The 16,143-nt window shown below is 40.3% G+C and carries 14 protein-coding genes; 1 reads left to right on the forward strand and 13 read right to left on the reverse strand.

Going from position 1 to position 16,143, the window contains the following annotated elements; all coding sequences use genetic code 11:
- From yajC to rplM, 12 genes are all read right to left on the reverse strand, one after another.
- Entirely contained in the window at positions 1-324 is a 324-nt protein-coding gene (gene yajC, locus CLV96_RS04070; RefSeq protein ID WP_004789187.1) for a preprotein translocase subunit YajC, read from the reverse strand.
- A gap of 26 nt (positions 325-350) precedes the next feature.
- Positions 351-1,379 carry an anthranilate phosphoribosyltransferase gene (gene trpD, locus CLV96_RS04075; protein ID WP_004788396.1) on the reverse strand — a complete coding sequence of 343 codons (1,029 nt, stop codon included), beginning with the start codon at positions 1,377-1,379 and terminating at the stop codon, positions 351-353.
- Positions 1,360-2,106, reverse strand: a complete 747-nt coding sequence (pgsA, locus tag CLV96_RS04080; protein ID WP_004788519.1) for a CDP-diacylglycerol--glycerol-3-phosphate 3-phosphatidyltransferase — start codon at positions 2,104-2,106, stop codon at positions 1,360-1,362. Before pgsA ends, trpD begins: the two co-directional genes overlap by 20 nt.
- Positions 2,106-3,452, reverse strand: coding sequence for a MiaB/RimO family radical SAM methylthiotransferase (locus tag CLV96_RS04085; RefSeq protein ID WP_004788532.1), 1,347 nt, complete (start codon positions 3,450-3,452; stop codon positions 2,106-2,108). Before CLV96_RS04085 ends, pgsA begins: the two co-directional genes overlap by 1 nt.
- Positions 3,452-4,552 (reverse strand): helix-turn-helix domain-containing protein, encoded by a 1,101-nt coding sequence (locus tag CLV96_RS04090; RefSeq protein WP_004788693.1) that lies wholly within the window; start codon positions 4,550-4,552, stop codon positions 3,452-3,454. The genes CLV96_RS04085 and CLV96_RS04090 overlap by 1 nt, the downstream gene beginning before the upstream one ends.
- A 17-nt stretch (positions 4,553-4,569) precedes the next feature.
- On the reverse strand, positions 4,570-5,271 hold the full coding sequence (locus CLV96_RS04095; protein WP_004788302.1) for a LolA family protein: 702 nt from the start codon (positions 5,269-5,271) through the stop codon (positions 4,570-4,572).
- Between the two features lie 40 nt (positions 5,272-5,311).
- Positions 5,312-8,329 (reverse strand): DNA translocase FtsK, encoded by a 3,018-nt coding sequence (locus tag CLV96_RS04100; RefSeq protein WP_004789167.1) that lies wholly within the window; start codon positions 8,327-8,329, stop codon positions 5,312-5,314.
- A gap of 76 nt (positions 8,330-8,405) precedes the next feature.
- Positions 8,406-8,903, reverse strand: coding sequence for a YajQ family cyclic di-GMP-binding protein (locus CLV96_RS04105; protein WP_004788525.1), 498 nt, complete (start codon positions 8,901-8,903; stop codon positions 8,406-8,408).
- A gap of 29 nt (positions 8,904-8,932) precedes the next feature.
- Entirely contained in the window at positions 8,933-11,692 is a 2,760-nt protein-coding gene (alaS, locus tag CLV96_RS04110; protein WP_040917615.1) for an alanine--tRNA ligase, read from the reverse strand.
- A 49-nt stretch (positions 11,693-11,741) separates the two neighbouring features.
- Positions 11,742-12,947, reverse strand: a complete 1,206-nt coding sequence (locus CLV96_RS04115; protein ID WP_040917613.1) for an MFS transporter — start codon at positions 12,945-12,947, stop codon at positions 11,742-11,744.
- 70 nt (positions 12,948-13,017) lie between these two features.
- Complete coding sequence (gene rpsI / locus CLV96_RS04120) at positions 13,018-13,413, reverse strand: 30S ribosomal protein S9 (RefSeq protein ID WP_004789169.1); 396 nt, start codon at positions 13,411-13,413, stop codon at positions 13,018-13,020.
- Position 13,414: 1 nt separating this feature from the next.
- Positions 13,415-13,867 (reverse strand): 50S ribosomal protein L13, encoded by a 453-nt coding sequence (gene rplM, locus CLV96_RS04125; protein WP_002973943.1) that lies wholly within the window; start codon positions 13,865-13,867, stop codon positions 13,415-13,417.
- A gap of 77 nt (positions 13,868-13,944) precedes the next feature.
- Here rplM and thiL point away from each other — a divergent pair, with 77 nt between their 5' ends.
- Entirely contained in the window at positions 13,945-14,853 is a 909-nt protein-coding gene (gene thiL / locus CLV96_RS04130) for a thiamine-phosphate kinase (protein WP_004788545.1), read from the forward strand.
- Here the strand turns inward: thiL and CLV96_RS04135 are convergent.
- Positions 14,832-16,109, reverse strand: a complete 1,278-nt coding sequence (locus CLV96_RS04135) for a response regulator (RefSeq protein ID WP_040917612.1) — start codon at positions 16,107-16,109, stop codon at positions 14,832-14,834. The two genes, thiL and CLV96_RS04135, sit on opposite strands and share 22 nt — an antisense overlap.
- Positions 16,110-16,143 lie beyond the last annotated feature (34 nt).

Raw genomic sequence — 16,143 nt, forward strand, 5'->3', positions numbered from 1 at the left:
TTAGGCTTTCTTCTTCAGAATAGCGCTAGTTTCAAAAGTTACGTTTGTGTTCGCAGCAACACTCAAAACGACTGTTTCGTTATTGTCTTTGAACTCTACGATCTTTCCATGAAGGCCACTATTTGTGACTACGTTGTCCCCTTTTTGAAGGTTAGTTATCATCTCTTTTCTTTTTTTCTCTTCTTTTTTGTTCGGAAGAATCACAAGAAAGTACATAGCAACTAACATGATCGGAATGATGATGAGTGACTGGAGAGACGACTTTGCACCTTCTTCTTGGGCAAGGATGAGGATTTCTGGTGTTAAAAAGTTAAAATTGAGCATAGCTATTTATCCAATGTTTACAGGCCTTATCTTAAATTCAATGTTTCACGAACGAATCGGAGAACTTTTTTCTCAAGGAGTGCTGTTTTGGCAGTTTCGTATCCGGTTCTTATATCCTTTGTGGCCCCTAGTAAAAACATAGCAACACCCGCATTCAGTGCCACCATGGAAGTGCCCCCGGAGGATTCGCTCGGATCCAAAACTGCTCGAAATAGAGCTTCTGCCCCTTCTTTCGAAGAAGAGAACACTGTATTTCTGTCCAATTCCTTGGAATTTAGGCCTAGTTCCTTAGGGTCAAAGGAGAGTTCCTTCGTATCCTTTCCGTCAAAATAGGCAAAATCTGTTTCTTCAAAGATGGAAAATTCATCCAGTCCATCCCGAGAGTGGCAGACAATCGCCCGTTTGGAGCCAAGTCTTCCCAAAATCTCCGCCATCGGTAAACAAAGTGATTTATCGTATACCCCGACCATTTGGTGAGAAGGAGAAAAGGGATTGGAAAGTGGTCCAATCAAATTGAAAAAAGTGCGAAAGCCCAAGGCAGTACGAACAGGGCCTGCATATTTCATGGCTGGGTGCCAAGCGGGAGCAAACAAAAATACAAATCCGGTACGGAGGAATTCAGATTCAGAATCCGCTGTAGACTGGTCTAGTTTGTAACCAAGGCCGGACAAAATATCGGAACTACCAGAAAGGGACGATACAGAACGATTTCCGTGTTTAGCGACTTTGAACCCAAGGCTTGTCAGTGTGAGTGCAGATAAAGTGGAAACATTCAATGTTCCCTTTCCATCGCCCCCTGTTCCACAAGTATCCAAAAATTCAAAATCAAATTGTTTGGAAGGTTTGATCGCATGGTTACGCATGGCACGAACAAATCCGTATAATTCGTCCGTTGTTTCTCCCTTCATTTTCATCGCAGTCAGAAAAGAAGCAAGGACAGATTCCGAAACTTTTCCATCCATCACCTCACTTAAAAAAAATTCGGCATGGTCATCCACTAGGTGGTGTCCAGAAACAACTTGTCCGAGTATTTCTTTAACTGTTGGCGCGGTCATAAAAAATCCTTTTTAGATTGGAAAAAGTTAACAACTGATAATTGGTCACAATATAACGAAGACCAGAAATAACGGTGATGAATGTTGTGAATAACATTCCGAAATACGGAACAAAAGAAGCAATGGAGTCAAAAAAATCTTTAAAACTTAAACTCTCTGTTGTTTTAACAAGAGTATAAAACTCATTTGCATGTTGCGAGGCCACTTCAAATGTAGAATACCCTGCCAATTTTCCCATAGCATAGGTTTCATTGATCATTGCTCTTCTTTTTCCTGAGATTAACATAAACACAACTAAGATCATTAGAATGGCACCCATCTGAAAGGCAGTTTTTACCTTTCCCATCATAGTGGTGCGAAGGCTATTTCCTGACCGAACGGCAATATAACGAAGGAAGGTGATGAGCATATCGCGCCCAATGATGAGGACGACCATCCAAACTTCGATAGGTTCGTGGATGAATAAAAAAGTAACAAAACACCCAATGACTAAAAATTTATCAGCAAGCGGATCGAGAAATTTTCCGAACTCAGTTTGTTGGTTCCACTTACGGGCTAAGTATCCATCTACAAGATCCGTAAGGGAAGCAAGAGCAAAGAGGACGAAGGCAAAGATTTGGTATTCCCATTCCTTTTGGAATAAGGCAAAGATAAAAAAAGGAAGTGCAAGGACCCGAAGCACAGTGAGTAAGTTCGGGATATTGGCAATTGTTTTCCAATCTTCCACTAAACCACCCAAGTCCCGGACATATCTAATTCATAAAAAGAATCCACTCTTACCTGACCAAACTGGCCGAGTTTCAATCCTTCTTCTTCCACATAAACAACTTCATCAATCTCTGGTGCATCTTGGAAACGACGGACAATGGCACCCTTTTCCAAAACTTCATCCACGACTGCAGGATAAAGTTTTCCAATCCGTTTTTGGTGGATGGACTTCAAAGTTCCGAGATAAGCATCACGCACTAAGTTTACACGTCGAGCGATCTCTTTATCTTTCAGTTGTCCATCCATGGTGGCACCCTTCGTTCCCTCTTGCGGGGAATATGGAAATAGATTTACCTTTTCGGGTTTTACATCTTCCACGAACCGAATGATCTCTTCCACATCATCCATCGTTTCTCCAGGAAAACCTAAAATAAAGGAAGTGCGTATTTCCAAATCAGGTCTTAGAGCCCTTGCCTTTTCGAATAAAGATTTGAAGTAAGAATATTCACCAGTGCGATTCATCGATTTTAAAACAGACTTGGAAACATGTTGTAAAGGGCTTTCCAAATACGGGGCAATCTTAGGAATTTCTCCATAAAGATCGAGTAACTTTTCTGTTTTTTTATCTGGATACAGGTAAAGCAGGCGAAGAAGTTCTACTCCGTCTACATTTGCAACGGAACGAACCAAATCCAAAAGTTTATCCGTGTCCTTGCCATAAAACACTGTATCCTGAGAAACAAGACAGATCTCTTTAGATCCGGCTTTCACTGCAAGTTTGGTTTGAGATAATACATCGGTGAAATCTGTATCTCGGTATTTTCCACGTAAGTTAGGAATGATGCAGAAGTGACAACCTCGGTTGCAACCATCAGAAATTTTTACGTATGAGTATGGTTTGGAATAATTTTCTATTCCTTTACTCGTGGTGAGTCTTTCAAGAAGGTCTTCGTTAAATTCGGAGAGGTCTTTGAATTCCAAAGGAAAACTTTTTCTTAAAATCTCCCCTGCTTTATCATATTTCCCAGTTCCAAAATGTAGATCCACTTCAGGAAGGTCATCGGAGATTTCTTTTCCTGCGCGTTCTGCAAAACATCCAACAACCACTAACTTTTGTTTGTTTTTCTTTTTGATATCAATGGAATCCAAAATGGTTTGGATGGTTTCCTTGGTTGCATCTTGGATGAATGTGCAGGTATTGACTAAGTGAAAGTCACTGGCTTCAGGACCAGCCGCAGGAAGAAGACCTTCCTTTAGGAGGGACTGGTGCATGGCCATAGAATCTACGGTGTTTTTGGGACAACCGAGTGTCGTGATAAAAAACGACTTCGGTGTTTCTTCCGTTTTTTCTTTTAGTTTTGGCATTACTCGCCTAACTCTCCAATAATAGACTGTGTCGAATCATAAGGATTTGGTTTTCGAATGAAGATTTTTTTGACGAGTTTTCCTGGTTTTCCAAGAACAGAACGTTCTTTTCCGTTTTGGACCATTTCCACGGCACCACCATCACCGACTTTAATTTCAAGTCGATCTCGGGCTTCTAAGTGTTTGACCTCTCCAGCAGAAACAAGTCCCCTCTCCCCCATCTGACCATCTAACACAAATTCAACGTAACTTGGTTTAGAGAAAAAGAGTGTAACTTGGATTGGAACATCGCCAACCGGAGATTTTACAGCAACACCTTCTCTTTCTTCTTTTAAAGTCACAAGAACTTTGGCAGATTTTTCCGTCACTGCTTGTGTTACCACACGGATGTCACGACGAAGAGACGACAATTCTTCGATACGATAAGAAAGGATGGTTTCCTCTCCTTCAGCAGTTTGAAAGAAGTATACATTTTTTTCAGGGAAGATATTAAACCCAAGGTTTGCTTTTCCATTGGAAACCCCTTTGATAAACATCTTACACTGTTGGTTGTTGACACTAAAACTCACACCGCGGTCTTCTGTTAAAATAAAAGGAACACTTGCGTTTTCGGGAACACTTTGAGAAACAAAGTTAATCCCTGAAGGAATGTCGGAACTTGCTACGGTTTCTACAGTGGAACCCACTTCTGTGGTTTCCTCATCCATCGAACCTGAGTTGGAATCTTCAAAACTAATATAAATGATATAAGCCGAGATCACAAAAAGAAATACAGAAACTAGACTTATGATTTTATTTCGATCTAAGTTTAAAGGAGTGGTAGTCGGTCTAGTGAGTTCTTCCAAAGGAGCTTGTGATTCTTCAATTTGTTCACCACGGTAAAGATTGAGTAACATAGCAGCATCTAACTTTAGATAACTTGCATAGTTTTTTAAAAACCCGAGAGCGAAGGTCTCTGCTGGAAATTGAGAATAATCTTCTGTTTCCAAAGCAATGATGTATTTGGCTGCGATATTTGTTTCTTTCGCAACATCTTTCACTGAAAGTTTTTTATCTTCTCTCGCTTCTCGAATGATTTGACCGACTCGTTTTGTGTTCAAAATGATATCCTCTTTGCTTAGTTCTCGGAGACAAGAGGGTTGTTAACAATCTTCGCGTTCCCGCTCATGTGAAAATTGAAAACTCCGTCTTGGATTTCTTCAGAAAAATTAATATTGGAAAATGAGATGGTGGTTACTTTTCCGCGACCATCAGTAGCCACTGCTTTTTTGATTAAATAGGATTCGGAATCAACAAATAGTTTCATTTTTTCGAATCCACCAATTTTTTCTCTTTGGTCAAGATCTAACACAAAGTATTTGGTTGTGTCCCCCATAGAACGAGGTTGTTCAATGGTATCAAATTTATAATGGTATTTACGAAAGAGGCGGTTTAGGCCATCGGGGCTGTTAGTAGTAAAGATTGGTCCGGATGTATTTTTACGATCGAGGGTTAAATCCTGTTTTCCAACGGCACCTAACCTTTTGATAAAGATATGAAGTGTTTTTCCATCGGATACAATTTCGTCCCCTTCTGGTTCGGCAAAGTTGTATCTGATTTTTCCGGGACGTTTGTAAAAACATTTCCCGCGCATCTGTTTTTCCTTTTTGTTGTCTTCTGTTTTGATGAGAAAATCAGCCGAATAGGAATTGATATCACTAAAGTTCTTCTTTATCTTTTTCACCACTTCGGAGGGTGAATGCCAATTGTGAGCCGGACTTGTTTGGGCACCAAGAGAAACACCCAAAACAAGCAACAAAGATCCGATCCATACTTTCATAGATTCCCAGTTTTTCAGACAAACTTCTCTTGTCGATGATTTACGCTGAACGCAGGATTTCCCGGGGTTTAGCCCCGACTTGAGGTGAAACATAACCCCTCATTTCCATCAGTTCCATAAGCCTTGCCGCTTTGTTGTAACCGATTCTCATCCTTCTTTGTAAGTAACTTGCACTAGCCTTTTTTTCGGTGACTACAATGTTCCACGCTTCATCAAAAAGTTCCTCATCTTCGTCTGAGGCCATTTCAATGCTCGTTTCATCGTCCCAATTCATTTCCACGTAAGCAGGAGCACCCTGTTTTTTGGCCTCTTCCACAATGGACTCAATTTCTTTTTCTTCGATAAAGGGTGCTTGGATTCGCATAAGGTCGCTGGAAGTCGGAGACCGGTATAAGAAGTCCCCTTTTCCAAGTAGGGTCTCAGCCCCACTGGTATCCAGAATGGTTCTAGAGTCTGTTTTTTGCGCCACTTGGAAGGCCACCCGAGCCGGACAATTGGCTTTGATCACACCTGTGATCACATCCACAGACGGCCTTTGGGTTGCCATCACCAAATGGATTCCGACCGCTCTTGCTTTTTGGGAAATCCTTTGGATCTGTTCTTCCAAATCCTTTCCTGAAACCATCATTAAGTCCGCAAGCTCATCAATAAAGATCACAATGTACGGCAGTTTTTGAAAGCCCTTCGCATGAGCATATTCATCCACCTTTTCATTGAAACTTTTGAAGTCCCTACTTTTCAATTGCGAGATCATTTGGTAACGGCTCTCCATTTCTTGGATGGCCCAAGAGAGAGCCTTTGTTGCTTTTTTAGGATCTGTGATCACTGGCATAAGGAGGTGCGGGATTCCTTCATAAAGAGTCATCTCTACCATTTTTGGATCGATCATAATGAAACGCACTTCTTCGGGGGAACGAGTGCAGATAAGACTTGTGATCATCGCATTGATACTCACCGACTTACCAGAACCCGTGGTTCCTGCCACAAGTAAGTGAGGAAGTTTGGCGATATCGATCATCACAAGTTTTCCGGAGATATCTTTTCCAATACAGATGGATAAGTCTTTGGCCTTATGTTGGAGGATGGTATCTTTTAGAATCTCTGACAAAAATACATCTTCACGGATTCGGTTTGGAACTTCGATTCCAATCGACGCCTTACCAGGGATAGGTGCCACAATCCGAATATTTTTCACTTCGAGGTAGGCACGAATTTCATCTGATAGGGAAACAATCCGGTTCAGTTTGATTCCATTCGGGATGGTGATCTCATACCTTGTGATGATGGGCCCTCTTTCCTTGGTAATCACTTTGGATTCAATTCCAAAATGCCCAGTGGACTCTTCGATTTTGCGAGAGATCAAATCCAGTTCAGAATCATTTTTTAGAATGTTCGCTACTGGAACTTGGTGAGAAGAAAGAAGCCTTGGAGAGATATAATACTTACCCTTTTTTAGTTTAGGTTTGGGAACCATAGAACCAAACATCAGTTCTTGTTGTTCTTTCGATTCTTTTGGTTCTAACTTTTTCTTTCCAAAATTTCCAGAACTAAGATTGGATTTTACTAATGGAGAACTCTCTTCCACCGCCAATGTTTCCAGAGTTTCCTCTTCGTAAATGTCTTGGTTTTCCTCATCATCTTCTTCAGAAGATTCTTCCTCATCACTTGCATCCCAACCGGTTTCTTCCACAAGAGACAAACGAACCGATTCTGGAATTTGAATGGCCTCTGAAGTTGTATTTACTTCTTCTTTTGTGTAGGAGAACGAACTTGTTTCGGACCGAATCTCTACAGATTCTGTTTCCTCAGATGTTTCTTCTTCCAAATCCTCTTCCTCATCATAAACAAAGGAAGAAAGACTAGAGGACTCAAGAATTTGGGTATCTCTACCAAAAGCAGACTTTACAGGGTCTAGTTTTGGAAGTTCTAAATTTTCTAATCCTAGAGCCTCATCCAATTTTGGTTTCCATTTGGCCTCCGGAAATTGGAAAAGAATTTTAGATTCTCTGGTACTTTCAATCTCTTCCAATTCCGCAGGTGCTCGCCTGTGATCAGTTAGTTTTAATTTCGAAATCAAAATTTCATTTTTCTCAAATTCGGCAAAAGAATCGAGTTTGGATTCTTGTTTTTGAAATCGAAATACTTTTCCTGCCTCATCAAAAAATCCTTCAAAATGTGAAGTATTGCGGTAACGAACGGATGGTGTTTTACGGGATGGAATTACTTCAATACCTTCCCCTTGATCATTACTCTCCACAGAATTTCTTTCCTCTTGGAAATAGGAATTCCGGTTAGAACCATCTCTTTTGGAACGGGAAATTCCATTTGGATTCGGAGTTTTTTTCTCATCTGCCACCACATTCCAAAAATGATTGGAAAGATCTTCTTTTGATTCTTCTTCTGTCTGCACAGCAAACCATTGTTTGTTTCGAATTTCATCTTCCGTTCCTCGGCGAGTCGAAACCACTGATTCTAAAAAGGAAGGTAGTCTCAAATGAGGAAGTTCGTTTCTTCCTCCCATCAACCGGTAAATTCCATTGGAGTATTTGTTGATAGCAGCAAATGTAAAAGACCAAGCCCCGTCTTCTAACCAAATCACTGCAAAGTATAAGTATAAAAAGAATACGACTAGGATTCGCCCTGTCTCTCCAAAGAGATAAGAAAAAACCCAAGAGAAAAATTGCCCAAGGATTCCACCGCTATCTCCGACATGACCCAGAGGAGTTTCCAAAAGATTCAAACTCACAGTCGTCGCAACAAGAAAGAGAGGGAAAAAAAGAGCCTTACTGAGTCGATCAAAGTCAGGGTTTCGTAAAGAAAGAACACCTAACATCAAAATAAAACCTGCGAGTAAAAAAGAGGACTTTCCTAAAATATAAAGTAATGTAAAGGCAATGTAATGACCAAGCCTTCCAAACCAATTGAAAAGCGACCCATCATCCCCTTCCTGAAACGAAAAGAGAGAGAGAAGTAAAAACACACCGGAAAATACTAATAGATACGGAAGGAAGTCTTTGCGTGGAAAAGTCCATCCCCATACGGATTTTTTAGGGTCCATACGGGAAATATCGGACGGTTTTGAGACATAGATAGAAAAAAAATGGAAGCCGAGAACCGATCTTTAAGCCAAAATTTTAACCCTTAAAATTGGTAAAATTGGCGTCAAAATTGAAATTAGCATTTCGAATCGCCGCCATCACCTCTTGTAAATCGTCCTTTTTTTTGCCCACAACTCGGACAGAATCCCCTTGGATGGTGGCTTGAACCTTTAATTTTTGGTCTTTGATGAGAGTGGTGATTTGTTTGGTTTGTTCTTTGTCCAAACCATTCTGGATTTTTACTTTTTGGCGCACCGTTTGGCCCGTCGCCGATTCAATTTTGGAGTCAAAATCAAAGGCCTTGAGGCTGATTCCCCGTTTGGCCATTTTGGTGGTGAGGACATCAATCACCTGTTTGAGTTTGATATCGTTTTCCGAAGTCAAAACCAAACTATCTTCTGTCAATTTGATCTCCGAGTTGGATCCTTTAAAATCAAACCTTGTTTGGATCTCGGTCATGGCCTGAGCCACGGCGTTTTGTAATTCCGGTCTTTCGATTTTTGATACAATGTCAAATGATGGATCTTGAGCCATACTTTACTCCTTACTTACCTTAATGTCTGTTATCCTAATTTCTTTTTGGAAAGTTCCAAGGCAAATTCCAAAGCGACTCCAAGGCTCTCCGGTTTTTTGCCACCACCTTGTGCCATATCTGGTCTTCCCCCTCCCTTACCATCTAACATCACCAAGGTTTCTTTTAATAGATCCCCACAGTGGATTCCCCTTTCATTCAAAACCTTGTTACACATAAATACAAGTGTACTCGCTTCCCCATCAATTGATCCAAATAGGCATAGGATTTCTGGTTCTTTGGCTTTGAGACTATCTGCTAAATCTTTTAAAGCTTTTGCATCGACAGCTTCAAAAACTTCTGTCACCACTTTTCCTTTGGAAAAGGAATGTGCTTTCTTCAGAAGTCCATCCACAAGTTCTGGATTCATTTGAAAGCTTAATTGTTCCTTTTTCTTTTTTGCTTTGAAAAGGGAAGCGGACTTTTCTTCGAGTTCCGTTTCTAAATCCTCTCGAAGTTTTCGTAAATGTTCAACTGCGGCATTTCCTTCTTTCACAAAAAGGCTTTGTAAGTCTTCGGGAGCTGGCACTGGAGAAACAATTCCAAATTCTTTCAAATCTCCAAAGGTTTCTTTGGCTGACAAGTTATGAGTTTCTATTTTTGCTGCCAGTGTTTGGAACTGCGATAAAAAGTATTCAATGACGGAATCCCCACAAATGGCTTCGACCCTACGGTTTCCTGCACCAGGGCTTCCTTCTTTGATGATAGCAAAGTATCCTATTTCTTTTGTGTTCGAAACATGGGTTCCCCCACAAAATTCTTTGGACTTATCACCCATAGAAATCACACGAACAGAACTCCCATATTTCTCATCAAACATGGATAAGGCGCCCGATTGTTTAGCAGTATCGATGTCCAAAACTTCTGTTTTGACGGGAATTTTGGCATTCACTGCCTCATTTACATCTTTTTCGATAGAGATAATTTCTTCTTCCGAAAGAGCTTTTGGATGCGAAAAATCAAATCGTAAATAATCAGAAGAAACTATGGAACCTTTTTGTGCCACGTGAGTCCCGAGAATTCTACGAAGGGCTCCGTTTAACAAATGTGTGCCGGAGTGGTGGTTGGCTAAATTTTGGCGACGAGCGGTGTCAATCTCTGCTTCAATGGTTTCCCCTACAGAAATTTTCCCTTTCAAAATGATTCCGAGATGTAAAAAGGTTTCGTTTTCTTTTTGAGTGTCTTGGACTTGGAACTGGAATCCCTCTTTTTTTAGGTATCCCCAGTCACCGATTTGACCACCGCCCTCCGCATAAAATGGAGTTTTGTCGAGAACCACAACAGCATCCGATCCTTGGATTGCCTCTTTCACAGACTTTCCATCCACAAAAAGATATAAAACTTTGGCGTTAGATTTTGTTTCTGTATATCCTAAAAATTCTGTTTTGAGTTCGGGACTTGCGCTAATGCCAGTTAGGTATTGGACTTTTTTTCCTTTCCAACTAGCACGAGAAAGATCACGGTCTTTTTCAAGTTCGGCTTCAAATCCCTTATCATCAAAACCAAACCCTCGGTCTTCCACAAGTTCTTTTGTCATTTCACGTGGGAACCCATAAGTGGAATACAATCGAAACCCTTCTTTTCCAGTAACCAAAGTTTCGCCATTTGATTTCATCTGGCTTAACAAAGATTCTAATTCTTCCAATCCCACTTCTAAAGTGTGTAAAAAGAGTTCTTCTTCTTTTTTTAAGATGGATTCAATGTCTCCCGCTTTGTCTTTCAGTTCAGGATACCGAACACTATACAAATCTCGAAGTGTCGCAATTAATTTGTATAAAAATGGTTCGTGGATTCCCAGTTTCCTTGCAAAAAGTGAGGCTCTTCGAATGAGCCTACGAATCACATACCCACGTCCCGTTCGATCAGGATAAATTCCGTCCCCTAACGAAAAGAATACGGAACGGGAATGGTCTGTGATCACTCGGAAAGATTGTTTTGTAGATTCGTCGTAAGTTTTTCCAGATAACTCTTCAATTTTACGAATGATGGATTTTAATTCATCTGTATCGTAAACAGAATCCACTTCTTGCAGTAACATAGCCACTCGCTCAAGCCCAGATCCTGTATCAATTCCTGTTTGTTTTAATGGAAGGAGTTCCCCAGAAACAGTTTGGTTAAATTGGTTAAATACTAAATTCCAATATTCTAAATAACGATCGCACTCACAACCTGGTTTACAATCGGGACTATTTCCACAATTCGGGCCCCCTTTTTCTGGACCACGATCCAAATACAATTCCGAACAAGGACCACAGGCCCCACTGTCGCCCGCAGGTCCCCAAAAATTATCTTTTTTCCCAAGCCTTACAATTCGTTCTTCTGGGATTCCGGCTTCCATCCAAATCTTTTTGGCTTCATCATCATCTAAGTAAATGGTCACCCAAATTTTTTCTTTTGGAATATGGAGATGGTTTAATGAAAAATCTAACGCGTATTCAATGGCTTCTTTTTTGAAATAATCGCCAAAGGAAAAATTTCCAAGCATTTCAAAGAACGTACAATGTCTTTCTGTTTTCCCAACCACCTCTAAATCGGTAGTGCGAACACATTTTTGAACCGAAGCAGCGCGAGTGTAGGGTAACTCCACAGCTCCCGTAAACAAAGGTTTGAACTGAACCATTCCGGCGGTTGTGAATAAAAGTGTTGGATCACCCTTAGGGATGAGGCTTGAGGAAGGCACAATGGTGTGGCCTTTCCCTTTGAAGTAACTAGTATACAACTCTGCAATTTCGCGGACGGTTTTCGACATCATACACTTACAGCGAAATCGGTTTCACCTTCTAGGGCAAGGAATTTAGAAGTTAACTCTGCCGTAATTCTTTGTATTGGAGAAAAGAAAACAAGGCAAAACAGAGAAACATCCCACCGAGAATTCCAAAGGTAAGTTGCGGCCCAATGGTGTCCGCAAGTAGGGCAGAAAAAAATCCAGAAACCGCCGGTGTGAATTGGAAACACACCGTATAAAGAGATAGGATTCTCCCGCGGAGCCCATCCTCGGCACGTTTTTGCAAAATGGCCGGAAGGAGACTCGAAAGAACTCCCCCAGACACTCCAAAACAAAACAAAAAGAAAGAAGTGGCTTCTGGTTTTCCAAAAGGAACAAATCCCAAAAAGAAAAAAGAGGATAAAGAAAATACAATCAGTAGAACAAGACCCTTTCTTTCCAAATGATGGAAGAGGATGGTGAGAACTCCGCCCAGGAACAAACCCGGCCCTAAAAAGACAAGAACCGTCCCCCTTGCGAGCTCCCCAAGTCCCAGTTCATTTCGCACATATTTAGGAAGGATGACTTGGATGGGGCCAAGAGCAAGCATACTGAGGATTGCCATATACATCACTTGTCTAGAGACTGGATCTAGTTTTAGGAAATCTAAAACTAGTTTCAGATTTGCAGAGAATGAAGGAATTTTCTCAAGTTTGGAAACACCCAAACCATCGTTTAAATTATGAATTTTTAAATCGTACCTTAACATTGTAAAGGCGACCATAGAAAAAAAATGGAATGAAGCTAAAACCAAAAAAAGAGATGAATACCCGCCCTCTTCCCGAAACCAACCCACAGCCAGTGGACTCATCCCAAAAGCAAAAATTAAAAGTAAGTTTCCAGCAATGGTATGAAAAACAAGCCGATGCGACTCCATCACTTCTCGTAAAATCGCCATTCGCCCAGGAAGCACTGTTGTCATTCCGATCCCATTCACAAAAGCCAAAGGTAATAATAAAAGTGGATAAGATTGGAAAAGTTCAGAAAAAGCACCTAACAAAAATGATGCGACAAATAGAAAAAACTGAAAACTCACAACCACCCATTTTTTGGAAAAATGATCGAGTAAATATCCTGTGTATAGGAAGAAAATGGGAAAAGGTAAAAATAGGAAAAAGAAAACTATCCCCGAGAAACCCTTTACGGTGTCCAAGGTTTGACAAAAAATAACGATCGAATACAAAAAACAACTACTGGCAAAGGTACCAATTGCAAAGGCAAAATAAAATATGATTTGATTCAACTGAAGACCTACCTAAAAAAAAAGCCTCCCGGACAGGAGGCTTTGGATCGGAAAAAAGAGGATTTTCCGATTAACGTTTAGAGAACTGAGTTCCTCGACGAGCTTTGCGTAGACCGTATTTTTTACGTTCCACCATACGGCTATCGCGAGTGAGAAATCCTTCTTTTTTCAAAGTTGGTTTCAAAGACTCATTGAATGCCACAAGTGCGCGAGCCACTGCATGACGGATAGCTCCCACTTGGCCAACCACTCCACCACCAGTTACATTGAGTGCAATGTCGTATTTGTCACGAGCTTCTAAAACAAGAAGAGGTTCAAGAGCACGACGAACTAAGTGCTCTCCGTTTTTAATGTAATCTTTTACATCTTTATGGTTTACTGTGATTTTTCCAGTTCCAGATGCGATTTTTGCACGTGCAACGGATGTTTTGCGTCGGCCTACTGCCCAAACTGCTTTTTGCGCCATATTATTTCAACTCCAGTTTTAGGGGCTTTTGAGCTCCCAAGTTGTGGTCATTACCAGCAAATACGCGGCAATTTCTCAACATTTGGTCACCTAACTTAGATTTAGGTAACATTCCTTTAACAGCTTCCATGATCACTCTTTCTGGATTCTCTTGAATCAGTTTGTGAAAAGCAATTGCTGTCATACCACCTGGGTAACGTGAATGGTGGTAGTAAATTTTTTGTTCTCTTTTGCGACCTGTTACAGCCACTTTCGAAGCATTAACGATAATGATGTTATCACCACAATCCTGGTTAGGAGTGAAGGTAGATTTGTGTTTTCCGCGAAGGCGAGAAGCTACTTGACTTGCCAATCTTCCGAGAGTCTTATCAGTTGCGTCCACAACAAACCACTGTTTTTGTACGGCTTCTTTTGCAATAGAAGGGGTCTTGTGGGCTTTAGACAATAGTTCCATAAGTACGAGATTTTCCTCTTTTATGTCAGGATTTTCGGTTTTCACACCGGGTCAAACAAATTTATTGGGATTTAACTTTGAAAGAATCCGAAATTATACGCACTTTGTTTGGACGAACTCCTCCTCCTGAGGACGATTGTTACTTCTTGGCACCGAACCGCCTCGTCACCACGGACTCTTTGTCCGAAGGCACCCATTTTCTCCACGAATGGTCAGATGCAGCCATTTTGGCGAGAAAACTTGTCGAAGTGAATGTTTCCGACATCATTGCCTCTGGTGGAAAACCAAAGGAATGTTTTTTAAACCTAGGTCTATCCCCTCTTTCTCAGAAAAAAGAATGGGTTCGTAGTTTTTCCAAGGAATTACGGAAATCCTTAGACCAATATGGGATGAAACTAGCGGGAGGCGACACCTTTTCCGCATCCAAAACCCAACTGGCACTCACGGTTGTGGGTACAGTCGAGAAACCCTGGCTCCGTTCTGGAGGGAAATTTGGAGATTACCTTTATCTCACGGGAACCCTGGGCTTAAGCCAATTGGGATACAAAACCCTTAAAAAAAAATCAAAAGAAAAAAAATATAAAGAAGCAGTGGACCGCCATCTTTCTCCTAAATCTCGTTATGCGATCCTAAACAAACTAAAAGCTTTTAAAATTCATGCATGTATGGACATTACTGATGGTCTCATCCAGGACAGCGAACGTTTGGCTCTCACCTCCAAAGGAAGGTTAAAAATTCAAATCGAATCAATTCCCCTCCATCCATTGGCAGTCAAAGAACTTGGAATCGATTTATGTTTGGGTTCTGGTGAAGAGTTAGAACTTTTGTTTTTATCACCAGAAATTTTGCCACCAGAACTTGTCGGAGTTCCTGTGACGATGATCGGAAAGTTAGAAGATGGAAAACCGGGAGTTCTATTTCAAAAAGAAGGGAAAAATTACCATCCGAAAACCAGAGGTTACCTTCACTTTTCCGAAGAGGAATAATAAGGAAGGAAAATTTTAAATTCGATTTTTTTCTCTTTCACATCGTTTGTATGATCAATTAGGTTTAAGGCAGAGATGGAACCACCAAATCGCAAAATAGTCTGCATCACAAAACTCAAACCGATACCAAAGTCCAAAGAGCCATGTTTTTCATAAATGTTTTTGTTTAACCTAAAAAATGGTTCAAATATCAAATCCAAATACTCATTAGGAATCCCGTCTTTCGCAAACTGCTCATCTCCAAAAGAATTCACAATCGACAAATAAATTCCATCAGAATCTAAATTTAACATTGCGTAAATTTTACTTGAGCTTTGCGAAAAACGCATCGCATTCAGCAAAAGTTCATGTAACACTTTGCGGAAAAAACTTTTGTTCAATCGTATTTTTTGAGATCCGAGGTCTTTGAATTTGTATTCAGGTATTAATAATGTCTGGTTTCTTAATGCTAAAATAGAATTTAATTCTTCTTTCAGGCTTAACATTTCGTTAAAAATAACGAAGGGAGAAACAAGCTGCAATTCAATTCGATCAAAAATCACGTCCTCAATTTCAGTAAAACGTTCTAATACTTTTTTTGAATACAGAGCATTTTCTTCCAAAATACTAAGGATATCAGCATCTAAGATGACTCCCCCTCCTTCCGCTTTTGGCATTGCTTTAATCAAGTCAATGAGCTGTGTGAGTACTCCAAATCCCGCCCCTTGTGCTAAACTGGTTCGCAATCCATAAAACAAATTTTTATGCATTTCTTGGGTGTTTAAATCACCTTTTTTGATACGACTATTTTTATAAGCATACCAATCTAAAAGTTTCTCAAGAGATAAAATTTTTTCGCGTTCATACTCGGAGTATTCATAATCATTTTCTTTATTAGAAAGTTGGTATTTAATTCTAGAAATGAGTTCATCAGGAATCATCGGTTTAATGATATATTCCTGAACATGTTCCTTCATCACTTCGATAATGAGTTTTGGATCTTCCGTTGATGTAATCACAACGATGGGAATGTTTTTATTAATTTTTCGTATTTCTCTAACAAATTCCAACCCATTTCCATCAGGTAATTGAAGGTCGGTTAAAACGATGTTTTCAGTATGAAGGTGGTTTTCTGCTAAGTATTCTAAGGCAGTTTTGATCTCTGCGAACCTAGTGACTTCCATTCCATGTTTTTGGAGCAAACCACTATAGAGCAAAGATATCGTAGGATCGTCTTCGAGGAGTAAAACTTTTGTTAAATGTTTTTGCTTTTCCATCCAAACATTTGACGAAAGAATCGGAAAAAAGGCA

Source organism: Leptospira meyeri (genome assembly GCF_004368965.1).
GTDB classification, from domain to species: Bacteria; Spirochaetota; Leptospiria; order Leptospirales; family Leptospiraceae; genus Leptospira_A; species Leptospira_A meyeri.

Excerpts from the sequence above, each read along its gene's own strand:
- yajC (WP_004789187.1), bottom strand. The coding sequence starts at position 324 with ATGCTCAATTTTAACTTTTTAACACCAGAAATCCTCATCCTTGCCCAA.
- trpD (WP_004788396.1), bottom strand. The coding sequence starts at position 1,379 with ATGACCGCGCCAACAGTTAAAGAAATACTCGGACAAGTTGTTTCTGGA.
- CLV96_RS04085 (WP_004788532.1), bottom strand. The coding sequence starts at position 3,452 with ATGCCAAAACTAAAAGAAAAAACGGAAGAAACACCGAAGTCGTTTTTT.
- CLV96_RS04095 (WP_004788302.1), bottom strand. The coding sequence starts at position 5,271 with ATGAAAGTATGGATCGGATCTTTGTTGCTTGTTTTGGGTGTTTCTCTT.
- CLV96_RS04100 (WP_004789167.1), bottom strand. The coding sequence starts at position 8,329 with ATGGACCCTAAAAAATCCGTATGGGGATGGACTTTTCCACGCAAAGAC.
- CLV96_RS04105 (WP_004788525.1), bottom strand. The coding sequence starts at position 8,903 with ATGGCTCAAGATCCATCATTTGACATTGTATCAAAAATCGAAAGACCG.
- alaS (WP_040917615.1), bottom strand. The coding sequence starts at position 11,692 with ATGATGTCGAAAACCGTCCGCGAAATTGCAGAGTTGTATACTAGTTAC.
- rpsI (WP_004789169.1), bottom strand. The coding sequence starts at position 13,413 with ATGGCGCAAAAAGCAGTTTGGGCAGTAGGCCGACGCAAAACATCCGTT.
- rplM (WP_002973943.1), bottom strand. The coding sequence starts at position 13,867 with ATGGAACTATTGTCTAAAGCCCACAAGACCCCTTCTATTGCAAAAGAA.
- CLV96_RS04135 (WP_040917612.1), bottom strand. The coding sequence starts at position 16,109 with ATGGAAAAGCAAAAACATTTAACAAAAGTTTTACTCCTCGAAGACGAT.